General features: G+C 66.0%; 11 protein-coding genes and 1 riboswitch. Of the genes, 6 read left to right on the forward strand and 5 right to left on the reverse strand.

Annotation, left to right across the window (positions count from 1 at the left end; translation table 11 throughout):
* Positions 1-6 precede the first annotated feature (6 nt).
* Positions 7-1,308, reverse strand: a complete 1,302-nt coding sequence (locus GGR61_RS02655; protein ID WP_184408744.1) for a HAMP domain-containing sensor histidine kinase — start codon at positions 1,306-1,308, stop codon at positions 7-9.
* Complete coding sequence (locus GGR61_RS02660; RefSeq protein WP_184408745.1) at positions 1,301-2,017, reverse strand: response regulator transcription factor; 717 nt, start codon at positions 2,015-2,017, stop codon at positions 1,301-1,303. The genes GGR61_RS02655 and GGR61_RS02660 overlap by 8 nt, the downstream gene beginning before the upstream one ends.
* A gap of 148 nt (positions 2,018-2,165) precedes the next feature.
* Between GGR61_RS02660 and GGR61_RS02665 the strand changes: the two genes are divergently transcribed.
* From GGR61_RS02665 to GGR61_RS02685, 5 genes are all read left to right on the forward strand, one after another.
* Complete coding sequence (locus GGR61_RS02665) at positions 2,166-3,899, forward strand: glycosyltransferase family 39 protein (protein ID WP_184620357.1); 1,734 nt, start codon at positions 2,166-2,168, stop codon at positions 3,897-3,899.
* 99 nt (positions 3,900-3,998) lie between these two features.
* Positions 3,999-4,763 carry a phosphatase PAP2 family protein gene (locus GGR61_RS02670; RefSeq protein ID WP_184620358.1) on the forward strand — a complete coding sequence of 255 codons (765 nt, stop codon included), beginning with the start codon at positions 3,999-4,001 and terminating at the stop codon, positions 4,761-4,763.
* On the forward strand, positions 4,760-6,427 hold the full coding sequence (locus GGR61_RS02675) for a phosphoethanolamine--lipid A transferase (RefSeq protein ID WP_184620359.1): 1,668 nt from the start codon (positions 4,760-4,762) through the stop codon (positions 6,425-6,427). The genes GGR61_RS02670 and GGR61_RS02675 overlap by 4 nt, the downstream gene beginning before the upstream one ends.
* A gap of 135 nt (positions 6,428-6,562) precedes the next feature.
* Positions 6,563-8,590, forward strand: a complete 2,028-nt coding sequence (locus GGR61_RS02680; RefSeq protein ID WP_184620360.1) for a M2 family metallopeptidase — start codon at positions 6,563-6,565, stop codon at positions 8,588-8,590.
* Positions 8,591-8,722: 132 nt separating this feature from the next.
* The gene (locus GGR61_RS02685; protein WP_184620361.1) at positions 8,723-10,648 is read left to right on the forward strand and encodes an XVIPCD domain-containing protein; all 1,926 of its coding nucleotides are present in this window, start codon (positions 8,723-8,725) and stop codon (positions 10,646-10,648) included.
* Between the two features lie 273 nt (positions 10,649-10,921).
* Here the strand turns inward: GGR61_RS02685 and GGR61_RS02690 are convergent, their stop codons facing one another.
* Both GGR61_RS02690 and GGR61_RS02695 read right to left on the reverse strand, forming a co-directional pair.
* Positions 10,922-11,326: a hypothetical protein gene (locus GGR61_RS02690; protein ID WP_184408752.1), complete on the reverse strand. Its 405-nt coding sequence runs from the start codon at positions 11,324-11,326 to the stop codon at positions 10,922-10,924.
* 16 nt (positions 11,327-11,342) lie between these two features.
* Complete coding sequence (locus GGR61_RS02695; RefSeq protein WP_184408753.1) at positions 11,343-12,596, reverse strand: multidrug effflux MFS transporter; 1,254 nt, start codon at positions 12,594-12,596, stop codon at positions 11,343-11,345.
* A gap of 266 nt (positions 12,597-12,862) precedes the next feature.
* Positions 12,863-12,977, forward strand: a riboswitch (glycine riboswitch).
* 89 nt (positions 12,978-13,066) lie between these two features.
* Here GGR61_RS02695 and gcvP point away from each other — a divergent pair.
* Positions 13,067-15,940, forward strand: a complete 2,874-nt coding sequence (gene gcvP / locus GGR61_RS02700; protein ID WP_184620362.1) for an aminomethyl-transferring glycine dehydrogenase — start codon at positions 13,067-13,069, stop codon at positions 15,938-15,940.
* Between the two features lie 134 nt (positions 15,941-16,074).
* On the opposite strand, the gene GGR61_RS02705 is transcribed toward gcvP, so the two are convergent.
* Positions 16,075-16,293, reverse strand: coding sequence for a hypothetical protein (locus tag GGR61_RS02705; RefSeq protein ID WP_184620363.1), 219 nt, complete (start codon positions 16,291-16,293; stop codon positions 16,075-16,077).
* Between the last annotated feature and the right edge of the window lie 111 nt (positions 16,294-16,404).

Raw genomic sequence — 16,404 nt, forward strand, 5'->3', positions numbered from 1 at the left:
GCGCGCCTAGTCCTGCACCAGCCGCGTCGCAGCCATCGCGCCAGACAGATCCAGCGTGGCCACCGTGCCCTGCCCTGCATTGGAATCCAGGTTCAGATGCCAGCCCAGGTGCTCGCAGAGCCGCCCGATCAGCTCCAACCCGATGCCGTTGCCCTGACGCGCATTGCCGCGCGCCAGGCGCGCATAGATCGCACTGATTTCCTCCGGCGTCATGCCGTGGCCCGGGTCGGCGATGCGCACCACGCCGGGTGCACTGAGCGAGACATGGATGATGCCGCGATCGCTGTTTTCGATCGCATTGCGCAGAAGATTGCCGATGGCGGTCTGCACGATCGCCACCGGTGCGGTCAGGCTGCACGGCGGCAGCGTGTCGATGACCACCTGCAGATCCTTGTCTGCGCACAGGTGCGCGTGGTCGGCGACGATGTCCGGCAGCAGCTGGTCCAGGCGCACGGCATCGCTGTTGCGCGTCAGCCGGCCGGGATCCTTGGCCAATACCAGCAACAAGGTGATCAGCTGTTCTACCGCACCGCTGGTCTGCGCAATGCGCTCCAGCTGATGGCGTACCGCCTGCGGTGTGCCGGGTTGCTCCAGCGCCAGTTCGGCGGCATTGCCGATCACCGCGATCGGGGTGCGCAACTCGTGGCTGGCGCTGTCGATGAAGGCGCGCTCGCGCTCGACGAACTGCCCGTTGCGATCCAGGTAGTCGTTGAGCGCATCGGCAATCACGTACAGCTCGGCGCTGCCCTGCGCGCCGACTGCAATGCGTTGCGAGCGCCGCTCCGGGCGCAGCGCGCCGATATCGCGCGCCAGCTCGACCAGCGGGCGCACCAGCCGCGCCATCGCATAGGTGCCCATCAACAAGGTGACACCGATCAAGGCAACGCCTGCGGCCAGCATCCAGCGGGTGATGAAGTGTTCCAGCGCCTCGAAGTCGGTGATGTCCAGCACCAATGCCAGCCGCCCGGCGTGCGCCGTGTCGCGCACCATCACCGCGCTCCGGCGACCGGCGATTGACAGCCCGTCGTGCAACCCCGGATGCAAGGTGCGCAGCACCGGCGGCACCGCCGCGCTGTCGTCGACGCGGTACAGCCGCAAGGTGTCCGAATCCTGCCAACGGTAGTCCGGATTCTGCGCGCTGCGGTCCAGGATGCTGTTCAGTTCCGAATTCAACAGCGAGCGCCAGACCCCGTGTTCGGCGCGTTCGTGCAGATACTGCGCAGTGCCGAACACCGCCAGCGTCATCAACAGCGTATAGCCAAACAACCACGCCACGACGCGACGACCCAACGGGCGCTGCCTAGCCATCGTTGCAGTCGCCATTGGCAGGCTCGCCGCCATCCTCCAGCGCCGCCAGGCGATACCCCAGGCGCGGCAGCGTGTGGATCAACTTCTGCGCAAACGGGCCATCCACGCTACGGCGTAATTCGTAGATGTGGGAGCGCAGCATGTCGCCATCGGGCGGCTCGTCGCCCCAGAGCGATTGCTCCAACCGTTGCCGGGTGACGGCAGCGGGGCTGGCCTGCATCAGCACTTCCAGCAACTTGCGGCAGGCCGGATACAGATGCAGTGCCTGCCCGGCGCGGGTGGCTTCCAGCGTCGCCAGATCCAGACGCAGGTCGGCCACCTGCAGCAGCTTGCGGCGACGGCGACCTTGCGCACGCGCCAGCAAGGCCTCGATGCGCACTTCCAGCTCGGGCAGCGCGAACGGTTTGGTCAGGTAATCGTCGGCACCGGCACGGAAGCCGGCGATCTTGTCGGGCAGTTCGTCGCGCGCGGTGAGCATGATCACCGGCAACTCGGACTGGTGCTGTTCGCGCAGCCGACGCAGCACTTCCGGTCCGTCCATGCGCGGCATCATCCAGTCCAGCACCAGCACGTCGTACTGCTGGGTGGTGGCCAGATGCAGGCCAGTGACGCCATCGGGCGCCGCGTCCAGGGTGTGCCCGCGTGCTTCGAAATAGTCGAACAGGTTGGCAACCATATTGCGGTTGTCTTCGATGACCAGCAGCCGCATGAGCGCGTTTCCAGAGCGCCCCGACAGGGACGGTGTGCGCATCCTAACCGAGGCGAGCCAAACCCGACCGCTCCAGGCGGGCTGGCACGCATTCCGACAACATTCCGACCTGCTTGCCAGCTATCGTTCTGCCCCTTTTGATCGGGGCGTGCGCGTGTCGCCTGCCAGCTCTGCCTCTGTCCCGCGTCGGCGCGCGCTGCTTGCCGCATTGCTGCTGATCGTTGTCAGCCTGCTGGCCGGGCTCGGGCTACGCCAACCCAATCCGCCGGACGAGCCGCGCTTTGTGCTGGCCGCACGCACCATGGTCGACAGCGGCCATTGGCTGCTGCCGCACCGTGGCAGCGAGCTGTACGCGGAAAAGCCGCCGGTGTTCATGTGGCTGCAGGCGGCGAGCCATGCGCTGGTGCCGCACTGGCCGGTTGCGTTTCTGCTGCCCTCGCTGCTGGCCGCGCTGGCAACGCTGTGGCTGACCTGGGACATGACCCGCCGGCTGTGGAATCGGCGCGTGGCGGGATATGCGGTGCTGGCGTTGTTTGCGGTGCTGCAGTTCGGCCTGATGGCCAAGCGCGCGCAGATCGACATGGTGCTGGTGGCGCTGACCACGCTGTCGCTGTGGGGGCTGCTGCGGCATGTGCTGCGCGGGCCGGATTGGCGCGCGTGGACGCTGGGGGTGTTCGCCGCCGGCGTCGGCACGGTGACCAAGGGCGTCGGTTTCCTGCCGCTGCTGCTGTTGCTGCCATGGATGGCGTTGCCGCGCCGGCATTGGAGCGTGCTGCCGGCGCGTGCGCAGGCCGGGCGCAGCTGGTTGCTGGTGCTGCCGGCATTCCTGGCTGGCACCGCGGTGTGGCTGGGACCGCTGGGCATCGCGCTGCTGCATGGCGATAACCCGCAACTGCACGCGTACGCGCACGAGTTGTTGTTCAAGCAGACCGGCACGCGGTATGCGCACGCATGGCATCACGTCAAACCGGCCTGGTACTACCTGCAGGTGATCGCCACGCTGTGGTTGCCGGGCTGCCTGTTGTTGCCGTGGCTGCTGCCGGCATGGTGGCGCCGGTTGCGCCGCGGCGACCCGCGTTATGTGCTGTTGCTGGCGTGGAGCGTGTTGGTGCTGCTGTTCTTCAGCGCCAGCCCGGGCAAGCGCGAGGTCTATCTCTTCCCGATGCTGCCCGCGCTGTGCATGGCGGCAGCGCCGCTGCTGGCCGGGCTGTTGCGCCGACGCGGTGTGCGTGCGCTGCTCAATGGCTATGTGCTGCTGCTTGCACTTGCCGGCCTGAGTCTGGGCAGCGGCATCGCGCTGCATCTGCATTGGGCGGAAAACACCGCGCTAAAACGCGGCATGGCGCTTGCGTCGTTGCAGTCGGTAGGGTTCTGGCTGATCGGTCTTGGCATCGTTGGCCTTGCCGTGTTGGCGTGGTCGCGCGGCCGCCGCGCGGGCACCGCGGTGGTGGCCATGACGGCGGCGCTGTGGATCGTGTACGGCCTGGGCTTGATGCCGGCACTGGACCCTTACAGTTCGTCCGCGCGGCTGATGCAGCGCGTCGGCCAGCGTATCGGCCCGGATGCCGAGTTGGGCATGCTGGCCTGGCGCGAGCAGAACCTGCTGCAGGCCGACCGCGCAGTGACCGACTTCGGCTTCAAGGCGAGTTGGCAGCAGCAATGGGACAAGGCAGGCCCGTGGCTTGCGCAGGCGCCGGAAAAGCGCTGGTTGTTCGTGCTCAGGCAGGCTGTACCGGCGTGTATCGATCCGGCGCAACGCATCGACATCGGCGAATCCAATCGCAATCAATGGCAATTGGTGCCGGGCACCGCATGGCATGCCGGTTGCATCGCCACTGCGTCCGACACCGAACAAACCGGTAGCGACGGCGATACAGACTGAACGCTTGGTGTCGGGTTAACGGCTGGGCAACTCCGGTCCGACCGCTCTCCGACATCCGGGTTTCGAAGATGCCGGGCAATGACACAGGCCGACATCCCGATGAGCACGCTTCCCGTCCATGCGCCAGTTCTGGCGCGCACCGCCCCTGATGTGCGGGCGCGCTTTTTTGTTCGCCATCTGTGGATGCCGCTGACGGGTGTGCTGTTGCTCAGCGCGTTGTTGATGGGCGCCAGCGGCGACCAATGGATTGCCGATGCGCTGTACCGGATGGAAGGCGGCCACTGGCTGCTCAAGGACCACTGGTTCACCAGCGGCGTGATTCATCGCATCGGTAGAGGCTTGAGCACGGCGGCGGGTGTCAGCGTCGTGATTCTGGCGGTGGCTGCCTGGTGCAGGCCGCGTTTGCGCGTGCTGCGTTGGCCGCTCACCTATCTGGCCGCATCGGTCGCCTTGTCGACCTCGCTGGTGTCGTTGCTCAAGTCGTGGACGGCGATGGATTGCCCGTGGGATCTGAGCCGGTATGGCGGCACGCAGGCAATGATCGGCTTGTTCGAATCACGCCACGGCATGGCCGCGTCCGGTTGTTTTCCGGCCGGACATGCCAGTGCCGGATATGCGTGGGTTGCGCTGTATTTCTGTGCGTTGTCGCTGCGTCCTGCGTGGCGCGTTCCAGGTTTGTGCGTAGGCTTGGTGGCAGGTCTCATTTTCGGCGTTGCGCAGCAACTGCGTGGCGCGCATTTTGTCTCGCACGATGTGTGGTCGTTGGCAGTGTGCTGGCTGACGGCACTGGCGTTGTACTGCGTGATGCTGGCTCGTCCGCATCGTGCGTCTGATGCGATGTTGCCATCGGGGGATGCAGCATGAGCACCTGGCTACCGGAACCGCAACCGCGCGGACGTAGCGGGCTGCGCGTGCGCGCATGGAGTACGCGGCCGACGCTGTCGACCGAAATCCTGGTATTGCTGTCGAGCCTGTTCTTCGCACTGGTATGCAATCAGCTGTTCTGGCGCTCGGCAATGGCCACGCACCCGGGCAGTGTCGGGTTTGCCATGTCGTTGTTGGCGCTGCTGGTCGCCGTGCACGCACTGTTGTTGGGTCTGCTGGTGTGGCGCTGGAACGCCAAACCGCTGTTGACCCTGCTGCTGTTCACCACCGCGCTGGCCGCGCACTACATGAACAGCTACAACGTCTATCTGGATGCGGACATGCTGCGCAACGTGCTGCATACCGACCACAAGGAATCGCGCGAATTGCTGACGCCCGGCTTGATCCTGCCGATGGTGTGCTACTTCCTGATTCCGACGACATTGGTGTGGCGCATACGTTTGCGCGCACGCAGCACCGGCAAGGCGCTGGCGATCCGCGCAGGCTTCCTGCTGGCCGTCGCAGCGGTCGGCGCAGCCGGCACGATGCTGTCGTTCCAGGATATTTCCGCATTGATGCGCAATCACCGCGAGGTGCGTTATCTGGCCACGCCGATCAATTACATCGTCGCGTTGCGGCAGGACCTCAAATCCGATTCGCCGATCAAGCATGCGCCCAAGCAACCGGTCGAACACGATGCCACCGCAACGCCGCGCGCTGCTGGCAGCCGTCCACGCCTGTTGCTGCTGGTGCTGGGCGAAACCGCACGTGCGCAGAACTGGGGCCTCAATGGCTATGCACGCCAGACCACGCCGGAGCTGGCGCAGGCGGGCGTGATCAATTTCCCGGACATGCATTCGTGCGGCACCAGCACCGAAGTGTCGGTGCCGTGCATGTTCTCGCCGTTCGGCCGCCGCGATTACAACGAAGACATGATCCGCGGCCACCAATCGTTCCTGCACGTGCTTGAACACGCCGGCATTTCCACGCTGTGGCGCGACAACCAGTCCGGCTGCAAGGGCGTGTGCGATGGCCTGGAGATCCAGAAGCTGGATGACGCCACCACCCCGGGCCTGTGCGCCGATGGCCGCTGCATGGACGAGATCCTGCTCCGCGATCTGGCCGCGCAAGTGCGTGCCAAGCCCGGCGACCGCGTGGTGGTGGTGCATCAACTCGGCAGCCACGGCCCCAGCTATTTCGAGCGGTATCCGGCGCAGTTCGAGCGCTTCAAGCCGGTGTGCAGGACTGCCGACCTGGGCAGTTGCAGCCGTCAGGACATCGTCAACGCCTACGACAATTCCATCGGCTATACCGACCATTTCCTCAATCAGGCCATCCACACCCTGCGCAGTTTGTCCGATTACGACACCGCGATGATCTATCTGTCCGATCACGGCGAATCGCTGGGCGAGAAGGGCCTGTATCTGCATGGCGTGCCGTATGCGATCGCCCCCAGCGAGCAGACCCACGTGCCGATGGTGATGTGGTTCTCGCCGGAGTTTGCGCGCGACCGCGGCCTGGACCAGGCCTGCCTGCGCCACCGTGCCGGCCAGTACACCGACCAGGACGCGCTGTTTCCCTCGGTGCTCGGCCTGATGCAGGTCAAGACCAGCGTGTATGCGCGCGAACGCGATGTGTTCGCGCAGTGCACGGGGAAAGGCTGAGCGTTTTGCACCGCCAGCGGCGGGATTGTCCGCCGCTGAGTGGCATCGGCAGCGGCAGCGCTTGCCGTGAAGCGCTGCTTGCCCTGAAGCCTCGCGCGCTCTAGCCTTCGCCGGACTTCACTGCAAGGACCACCCGTGAATCCTCGTCTGCTGTTGCTGGCACTGGCTGTCGCCGCCGGCACGCTATCGCTGTCGGCCTGCCGCAAGGACGCCGCGCCGCCGGCCACACCGGCCGCGACCAAGACCGCGCCTGCCGAAAGCGCCGACCAATTCGTTGCGCGTATCAGCGCCGAGTACAAGGCCGCCTACCCGGAAGTCACTGCGGCGCAGTGGCTGTCGTCGACCTATATCAACGGCGACTCGCAGCTTCTGGCGGCCAAGGCCAACGAGCGTTCGATGGCGCAGCTGGATCGCTGGATCGAACAATCCGCGCAGTACGCCGGCACCCCGATGTCCGCCGACAGCGCGCGTGCGCTGCAACTGCTGAAATTGATGAGCGCCCTGCCGGCGCCGCGCGACCCGGCCAAGCTGGCCGAGTTGACCCGGATCGCGGCCAAGATGGAAGGCGACTACGGCGCGGGCCGGTATTGCGTGGGCGATGGCGAACAACGCCGTTGCCGCCAACTCGGCGAACTGGAACAGGTGCTGGCCAGCAGCCGCGACTACAACGAACAACTCGACGCCTGGCAGGGCTGGCATGGCACCGCCCAGCCGATGCGCAAGGACTACCAGCGCTTTGTCGAGCTCGCCAACGAGGGCGCGCGCGCGCTGGGGTTTGCCGATGTCGGCGTGCTGTGGCGCAGCGGTTACGACATGCCGCCGGCACAACTGGTCAGCGAGACCGACCGCCTGTGGGAACAGGTCAAACCGCTATACGCGCAATTGCAGTGCTACGCACGCGGCAAGCTCGATACGCAGTACGGCAAGGACAAGGGCGAGGTTGCCGGCGGCATGCTGCCGGCGCATCTGATGGGCAATATGTGGCAGCAGGACTGGAGCAATCTATGGGATCTGCTGCAGCCATACCCGGGTGCCGGCGATCTGGACATCACCTCCGCGCTGGAAAAACAGTACCAGGGCAATCTGAGCGCAGTACTGGCCCGCAACGTGGCCGCTAACGGCAGCGACGGCGACGCCGCGGCACGCTTCAACGCCGAACGCGAAGCCCAGCTGCGCAGCGCAAAACAGATGACCGAGCGCGCGCAGGACTTCTACACCTCGCTGGGCATGCCCAAACTGCCCGACACCTATTGGCAGCGCTCGCAGTTCATCAAGCCGCTGGACCGCGACGTGGTCTGCCATGCCAGCGCGTGGGACATGAACATGGGTGGCGAGCCGAACCAGAACATCGGCGCCGACGTGCGCACCAAGATGTGCATCAAGCCGACCGAGGAAGACTTCACCACCATCTATCACGAGCTCGGCCACCTCTACTACGACCTGGCCTACAACCCGCTGCCGCCGCTGTTTCAAAACGGCGCCAACGATGGCTTCCACGAAGCGATCGGCGACACCATCGTGCTGGCGATGACGCCCAAGTATCTGCAGTCCATCGGCATGGTGGGCGAACAGCAGACCGGCCGCGAAGCGCTGATCAATTCGCAGATGCGCATGGCGCTGAGCAAGGTCGCTTTTCTGCCGTTCGGCTTGATGATCGACCGCTGGCGCTGGGGTGTGTTTGACGGCTCGATTCCTCCCGAGCATTACAACCAGGCCTGGTGGCAGCTCAAAGCCAAATACCAGGGCGTAGCGCCGGTGACCGCGCGCGGCGAAGATTTCTTCGATGCCGGCGCCAAGTACCACGTGCCGGGCAACACGCCATACACGCGCTATTTTCTGGCGCATATCCTGCAGTTCCAGTTCTACAAGGGCCTGTGCGAAGCCGCCGGCCATCAAGGCCCGTTGTACGAGTGCAGTTTCTACGGCAACAAGGACGCCGGGCAGAAGTTCTGGTCGATGCTGCAACGTGGTTCCAGCCAACCCTGGCAGACCACGCTGAAGGAACTCACCGGCAACGAGCGACTGGATGCCGGCCCGATGCTGGAATATTTCGCACCGATGAGCGAGTGGTTGAAGCAGCAGAACCAGGGCAAATTGTGCGGCTGGCAGGCGAGTACGCCCGCTGCCACCAGCAACGCGCCCGCGCCTGCCGCGACGCACTGACGCGCCGCTTTCGCTGCCGCATGCGACGGCCGTCACCATTGGCCGCCACATAACATCGATTTGATAACCGCATAAAACACCGGCGATATACTGCGCACCCGCTGCATCGGCGCAGCATGCAGGACGCATCCAATGAACAACGCCTCCACCGGCCCGGACCCGCGCGACGTGGACCGCAACAAGCAGTTTATCGACGACGCGAACGATCGCGCGTTCGACCCGACCTATAGCAGCCCCAACAGCGAATACGCGACGAAACTGGCTAGCGGCACGGTCACGGCCACCCCGGCAGAGCAGTCGGTCAAGTATTCGCAGACCAGCGAGCAGAGCAACGGCAGTAAAACCCAGTCGTTGGGTGAGAACAGCCTGCGCACCAGCAGCGCGCTAGCCCTGGGCAAGCTCAGCGATCCCGACGCGAAGACCACCACCTTCAACCTCGAGGCCGACGCACGCACCGGCCAGCAGCAAAGCCTGCAGACCAAGCTCGGCAACGGCAAGCTGGACATCGAAGCCAGCGTCAGTGCCGGGCAGCGCATGCGCTATTCACTGACGCTGCCCGGCGTCGACCAGCCTGCAGAGGCTGCCACACGCGTCAATCCGCTGCAGCCGGAGAGCCTGCCGATCGGCGCGCGCGCGGTGATGGACACGCAGACCTACACCCAGCGCGATGCCTCGGCGAGTCTGCAACACCTCGCCATGCAGAGCGAGATCACCGAAGCCAGCGGCCGCAGTTACCTGATCGAGCGTGTGGACGAGCGCCACGTGCGTGTAGTGACCGGGCCTAACGCAGCCATCGAGGCAGTGAACGCGGTTGGCTTCAAGGTGGGAACGGCGCAGGCCCTGCTCGGAGTCGCCGACTCACTGGGCCATTCGCGGGTGCAGAGCGCGCAGTTCGACCTGTCCGATCCGCGTGCGCGCGCGGCCATGGGCGAGTTCGTGCGCGAGGGCAAGATGGCCCCGGGCGTGCCCGGCGTCGACGAGATGCAGACGCTGGAGCGGATCAATTTCAGCTCACAGCAGCGCTTGCAGCTGGAACTGGGCCCGCTCAGCGCCGATGTTGCCGGCAACCGCAACCAGGGCAGCCAGGTGCGCATCAGCACGCCGGGCCAGGACGGCTACACGGTAGTGCAGCAACTGCAATACGCCGACAACGTGCCGCTGACGATCGTGCGCCAGTACGACGGCAACGATGCCGAACGCGTGCAGGAACGCAGCTACCGTTTCGAGATCGATGGCGACGTCGCCGCCCCGGGCTTGTTGCAGCGCCTGGGCGGGCGCAACGAGGCCAGCGAGGAAAAGGCGATCGCGCAGACCCTCAACAGCGCGTTGAGCGGCAAGATGACGGGCACCGGCGCAATCGCGCCAGGGCAGAAGACCACGCTGGAATTCAACGAGGTGCAGATGCAGGCGCTGCTGGAGCAGACCCGCGCCAGCGCCGACGCCGGCAAGATCGGAGGCAGCACGCTGACCGCGCTGGTCGGCGACCGCAACGCCCCGACGCAGTCGCCCGAGCAGTTCGCCATCGCGATGGCCCGCAACGTGGGTGGATCGCCTTATGCGTTCGCCGAACGGCTGCAGCGCATCGCCGACGGCGCCGACGGGACATACGACGGCCAGCTGCAGCGTGTCGATGCCACCGTACTGCCGCGGCCGACGGACGCCACCCCGACGCTCCCGGACCCGCGCGATGCAGCGCACCCGGATCATGCCTTGCTGCAGCAATGCACCGCGGCCGTGGAGCGCCTGCAAGCGGCACCCGGCCCCGCAGCCGGGATGGATAGCGAACGCCTGGCCTTGGGGTCGGTGGTGGCCGCACGCGAAAATGGCTTGCAGCGGGTCGATCACGTGCTGCTCGGCAACGATCCTGCACGCGGTTTCGTGGTGCAGGGAGCACTCGACTCGCCAGCGCATCTGCGGGGCAGCTTCGATGCCAAGGCGGTGCAGGAGGCGCCTGTGGCAGCCAGCCTGCAGCGTCTGCAGGCGCTGGAACCCGGCACCGAGCGCGACGCCGCTGCGCAGTCGCAGCAGGAAACGCAGCGACAGGCACAGGCGCGCTGAGACAGCGCGCCGGGGAGTTGCACCTGAATGCCCAGATCGAAGAACTTCGATCACATGTGTGGCCAACCACGGTGTTGGCCCCGTGCGCTGGAGCGAGAACGATGCTCGGCTGGCTAGCCAGTGATGCCGCGCGACACACCTGCAAGGCAGCGCCTACGCACCAGACCTAGAACCGGCCGGCTGCACACCCTTGCAGCAGGCGCAGCAACCCGGTGATCCGTCCTGAACGCCGCAGACCTCACCGTGCCAGCAAAGGCACACAGCGAGGGTGACTCAATTGAGCTTCGCGCCACCCTGCAAGCGTTCGCTCAAGCGGGCCTTGAACTGCTCGAACTCCATGCCATCGGCCTGGGCCTCGGCATGCGCGGCATCTTTCAGCGCGTCCGAGTAGGTCAGCCGCACCGGCGTGCCCTGGCGCTCGTGCAACTCGGCCGCGCGCATGATCAGCGTCAACACCTGCGCGGCGCTGGTGCTTTCGCCAGCGATGCGGCCATCCATGCCCAGCACCCATTCGCCGTCGCGGCGCACGATGCCGGCCAGCAGCGTGCGTTGCTGGTCGCGCAGTTCGGCATGCGCCTCGATCGGCGAGTCGGCCGTGGCCTTGGCGGCGGCCTGGTTGCGCTGGCGCTCGGTGGCGCGCTTGCGGGCATCGCGGCGCAACTTGGAATCGGTGGACATGCGGGCTCCTGTAGGGTCAAAGGTGGTCGGCCGGCTCCAGAGGCAGTGCCTCTTCGGCCTGGCGGCGGCGTAGACGGCGGCCGCTGCGGCGCTCCCAGCGCCAGAATAGCCAGCCCAGCAAGAAAAAACCGGTCATGCCGATCGCCAGATGGCGCGGGTGTTCACTCAGCAGCGGCGACAGCACCCCGGCCACCAGCGTGTTGGTCATCAGCTGGGTGAAGGCCTGCAGCGAGGACGCCAGGCCGCGCTGCTGCGGGTACATGTCCAGCACCGCCAGCGCCAGGATCGGGAAGATCAGCGCCATCCCCATGCCGGCCAGGAAGATCGGCAACACTGCCCATGGCAGGGCGATCTGCGCCGCCGTCATGGTGTAGCCCAGGTTCGCCAACGCCGCCACGCCGCAGCAGATGAAGCCGATGCGGACCTGCCGCACCGGGTCCATGCTGCCGGCCATGCGCCCGGACAGGAACGAGCCCAGCGTCATGCCGCCGATGGTGGGGATGAAGAGCCAGGCAAAGTCGCCTTCGCCCAGGTGCAGGTGGCGCATGATCAGCACCGGCGCCGAGGCGATATACAGAAAGATGCCGGCGAAGTTGAACGCACCGGCCGCCGCCAAACGTTGGAAGCGTGGATTGAAGCCGATCCGCACGTAGTCGTGCAGCAGGCGCTTGGGCTGCAGCGGCGTGCGCGCGTCCAGCGGATGGGTTTCCGGCAACCAGGTCATGGTCGCGACCAGCAGCACCAGCCCGAAGGCCACCAGAAACCAGAAAATCAGCGGCCAGCCAGCGCCGCTGAGCAGGATCCAGCCGCCAATGATCGGCGCGATCGCTGGTGCGATACCGAAGATCATCGACACCTGACTCATCAGCCGCTGCGCATCCGCGCCCTGGAACAGATCGCGGATCACCGCCCGCCCGACGATCATGCCCACCCCAGCCGACAGCCCCTGCAACGCGCGGAACGCCAGCAAGGTCGGCAGGTCCTGCGACAGCGCGCAGCCCACCGAGCCGGCGACGAACAGCACCAGCCCGCCCAGGATCACCCGCTTACGGCCCCAGGCGTCGGACAGCGGACCGTGCGCGATGCTCATCAGCCCGTAGGCGAGCAGATAGACGCTGATAGTCTGCTGGATCGCCACCTCGTCCACCGCCAGGCTGCGGCTGAGCCGCGAGAACGCCGGGAAAATGGTGTCGATGGAAAACGGGCCGAACATCGCCAGCCCGGCGAGCAGCAGCGCCATGCGACGGGTGGAAGGCGTGATGGGGGGCATGCAGGAATCCGAAACGTGGTGCATCGAAGGCGCACCACGCCGATGGGCGCTCGCTGCGCCGCCGGAATGAGCACAAGGCCGAGATGATAGGCGCTCGTAGATACAAGGTTAAGCAAGCCCAAGTAGGGGGAGCGCGCCACTGGTCCGGCGAGTCCGCCCGCTGCTGCGCACCCACGCTATAATCGGCCTGCAACACGGTGGGAGAAGCGGCACTGCCGCTGCCGAAGGCGCAACAGCCCGTAATCGCTCAGGCCCGATACCATCCGCAGTACAACTCTGGAGAGACCGGCCGATGCCGGCGCCGAAGGGGCACGGAACGCAGGCAGGCCAATGGCCAGGCCGCGTTCTTAAACTCTCAGGCAAAAGGACAGAGGGGCGCGAGGAAGACCGTCGCTGCGACGGGTCGTGGTGCGCGTGCGCGCCGGGCCGGTCGGAGGACGTGTCGACCATTCGTCTGCCCCCTGCCCCGGATGCCCGCCATGTCCCCGACCTCGTCTTCCCTGCGCGACCTCGAACACCACAGCGCGTTCGTCGAACGCCACATCGGCCCCAACGACGCAGAAATCGCGCAGATGCTGGACGTAGTCGGCCACGCCTCGCTGGATGCGCTGACCGATGCGATCGTGCCCGGCAACATCAAGTCGCCTGCGGCGCTGGCGCTGCCCGAGGCGATCACCGAAGAAGAAGCGCTGGCCAAGATCCGCGCCATCGCCAGCAAGAACCAGGTGCAGCGCACCTTTATCGGCCAGGGCTATTACGGCACCCACACGCCCAAGGTGATCCTGCGCAACATCCTGGAAAACCCGGCCTGGTACACCGCCTACACGCCGTACCAGGCAGAGATTTCGCAGGGCCGCATGGAAGCGTTGATCAACTTCCAGACCCTGTGCGCAGATCTGACCGGCATGCAGATCGCCAACGCCTCGCTGCTGGACGAAGCCACCGCCGCGGCCGAAGCGATGACGCTGGCCAAGCGTTCGGCCAAGTCGAAGTCGGAGACCTTCTTCGTGCACGACGCGGTGCATCCGCAAACGCTGGAACTGCTGCGCACCCGCGCCGAGCCGCTGGGCATCGTGCTGCGCGTCGGCACGCCGGAAGAAGCGCTGCAGGCCGAATGCTTCGGCGTGCTGCTGCAATACCCGGACAGCTTCGGTCACATCGGCGACCACGCCGCGCTGGCCGATGCGGTGCATGCGCAAGGCGGCCTGGTCGCGGTGGCCACCGACCTGCTCGCGCTGACCCTGATCGCCGCGCCCGGCGAATGGGGCGCGGATATCGTGGTCGGCAACTCGCAGCGCTTTGGCGTGCCGTTCGGCTTTGGCGGCCCGCATGCGGCCTTCATGGCCTGCCGCGATGCCTACAAGCGGTCGATGCCGGGCCGGTTGATCGGCGTGTCGATCGATGCCGCCGGCAACCCTGCCTACCGTTTGACGCTGCAGACGCGCGAGCAACATATCCGCCGCGAGAAGGCCACCTCCAACATCTGCACCGCGCAGGTGCTGCTGGCGGTGATGGCCTCGATGTACGCCGTCTACCACGGCCCCGAGGGCCTGACCCGCATCGCGCGCCGCACCCATCGTCTTGCCGCGATCCTGGCCGCCGCGTTGCGCGGTGCCGGCGTCAATGTAGGCGAGCATTTCTTCGACACCTTGCACGTCAAGGCGATCGATGCCGATACCATCCACGCCAAGGCCCGTGCGGCCGGCATCAACCTGCGCGCGATCGACAGCGAAGCGGTGGGCATCAGCCTGGATGAAACCAGCACGCGCGCCGATGTGGTGGCGCTGGCCCAGGTGTTCGGCACGCAGGCAGATGTGGATGCACTCGATGCCGCCACCGCCGACGCATTGCCGCCAGACCTGCTGCGGACCAGTGCGTTTTTGACGCATCCGGTGTTCAACACCCACCACAGCGAACACGAACTGCTGCGCTACATGCGCTCGCTGGCCGACAAGGATCTGGCGATGGATCGCACCATGATCCCGCTGGGCAGCTGCACCATGAAGCTCAACGCCACCGCCGAAATGATCCCGGTGACCTGGCCCGAGTTCGGCGCGATCCATCCGCTGGCTCCGGCCGAGCAGTCGGCCGGTTACGCGCAGCTGATCGACGAGCTGGAAGCGATGCTGGTCGAGTGCACCGGCTACGACGCGGTGAGCCTGCAGCCCAATTCCGGCGCGCAAGGCGAATACGCCGGCCTGCTGGCGATCCGCGCCTATCACCGTTCGCGTGGTGAAGCACATCGCGATATCTGTCTGATTCCCGAATCCGCGCACGGCACCAACCCGGCTTCCGCGCAGATGTGTGGCATGACGGTCGTCGTGACCAAGTGCGATGCCAACGGCAATGTCGACGTCGACGACATCCGCGCCAAGGCGGAAAAATATTCCGAGCGTCTGGCCGCGTTGATGATCACTTATCCATCAACGCACGGCGTGTTCGAAGAAGACGTGGTGGCGATCTGCGAAGTGGTGCATGCGCATGGTGGCCAGGTCTATACCGACGGCGCCAACATGAATGCACTGGTCGGTGTGGCCAAGCCCGGCAAGTGGGGCTCGGACGTGTCGCACCTCAACCTGCACAAGACCTTCTGCATTCCGCACGGCGGCGGCGGCCCGGGCGTGGGCCCGTGTGCGGTGAAGTCGCACCTCGCGCCCTTCTTGCCCCGCACGCTGGGCGGCGAAGGCGACGTCGGCATGGTCAGCGCGGCCAGCTACGGCTCCGCCTCCATCCTGCCGATCAGCTGGATGTACGTGACCATGATGGGCAGTGGCGGGTTGCGCAAGGCGACCCAGGTGGCGTTGCTCAACGCCAACTACATCGCCAAGCGCCTGGCGCCGCATTACAAGACGCTGTACACCGGCCGTAATGGCCTGGTGGCGCACGAATGCATCCTGGATGTGCGGCCGCTGGAGAAGACCAGCGGCATCGGCGCCGAAGACATCGCCAAGCGCCTGATCGACTTCGGCTTCCACGCACCGACGTTGAGCTTCCCGGTCGCCGGCACCTTGATGGTGGAGCCGACCGAAAGCGAATCACAGCACGAACTGGACCGCTTCATCGACGCGATGATCCAGATCCGCGAAGAGATCCGCGCCATCGAAGACGGCCGCCTGGACCGCGACGACAACCCGCTCAAGCACGCCCCGCATACCGCCACCCAGGTGTCGGCCAGCGAGTGGACGCATGCCTACCCGCGCGAACTGGCCGCCTTCCCGCTGCCCAGCCTCAAGCAGCAGAAGTATTGGCCGCCGGTGGCACGCGTGGACAACGTCTATGGCGACAAGAACGTGATGTGCGCCTGCATCCCGGTGGATGCGTACAAGGACGACGTGGAAGCGTAAGCGCCGCAACGCGGCCCTTCGCTCGACTCAAACCCGGCCGCGTACGTTGCGGCCGGGTTTTTTCTTGCATGGCGCCACCCTGCAGTGCGCTCCGTCGGTGATGTTGGCCGTCGCAAGACCACATGCGGCAAGCGCTAGCGGCGTGCGTGCCTGCGGCGTACCACCCACGCCAGCATCGCCGCGATGCCTACCAGAAAGATGGTGAGGACAGGCCACAGCACCAGTTCGGCCAGCAGTCCGCAGCCGCCTTCGATGCAGTCGAATTGGCCGCTCAAGGCCCACCAATAGGCAAGATTGAAGGCGACCAGGGCGCAGCCCCCGCAGATCGCCGCCCACAGGAGGATTCGCTTCAATCGTGTCATGCCGACCGTCCCTGCACGCGCTGTCGTCCAGGTCGGACATATAGCACATGCGCCTTCGCTACCCGCAGCATCGCCATGCCGCAGCCGGCCGTGCATGCCCGC

The organism is Xanthomonas sp. 3058 (assembly GCF_014199765.1).
Taxonomy (GTDB): domain Bacteria; phylum Pseudomonadota; class Gammaproteobacteria; order Xanthomonadales; family Xanthomonadaceae; genus Xanthomonas; species Xanthomonas campestris_B.

What these genes read in the sequence shown, in the direction of transcription:
- GGR61_RS02655 (WP_184408744.1), bottom strand. Translation starts at nt 1,308, where the DNA reads ATGGCTAGGCAGCGCCCGTTGGGTCGTCGCGTCGTGGCGTGGTTGTTT.
- GGR61_RS02660 (WP_184408745.1), bottom strand. Translation starts at nt 2,017, where the DNA reads ATGCGGCTGCTGGTCATCGAAGACAACCGCAATATGGTTGCCAACCTG.
- GGR61_RS02670 (WP_184620358.1), top strand. Translation starts at nt 3,999, where the DNA reads ATGAGCACGCTTCCCGTCCATGCGCCAGTTCTGGCGCGCACCGCCCCT.
- GGR61_RS02675 (WP_184620359.1), top strand. Translation starts at nt 4,760, where the DNA reads ATGAGCACCTGGCTACCGGAACCGCAACCGCGCGGACGTAGCGGGCTG.
- GGR61_RS02685 (WP_184620361.1), top strand. Translation starts at nt 8,723, where the DNA reads ATGAACAACGCCTCCACCGGCCCGGACCCGCGCGACGTGGACCGCAAC.
- GGR61_RS02690 (WP_184408752.1), bottom strand. Translation starts at nt 11,326, where the DNA reads ATGTCCACCGATTCCAAGTTGCGCCGCGATGCCCGCAAGCGCGCCACC.
- GGR61_RS02695 (WP_184408753.1), bottom strand. Translation starts at nt 12,596, where the DNA reads ATGCCCCCCATCACGCCTTCCACCCGTCGCATGGCGCTGCTGCTCGCC.
- gcvP (WP_184620362.1), top strand. Translation starts at nt 13,067, where the DNA reads ATGCCCGCCATGTCCCCGACCTCGTCTTCCCTGCGCGACCTCGAACAC.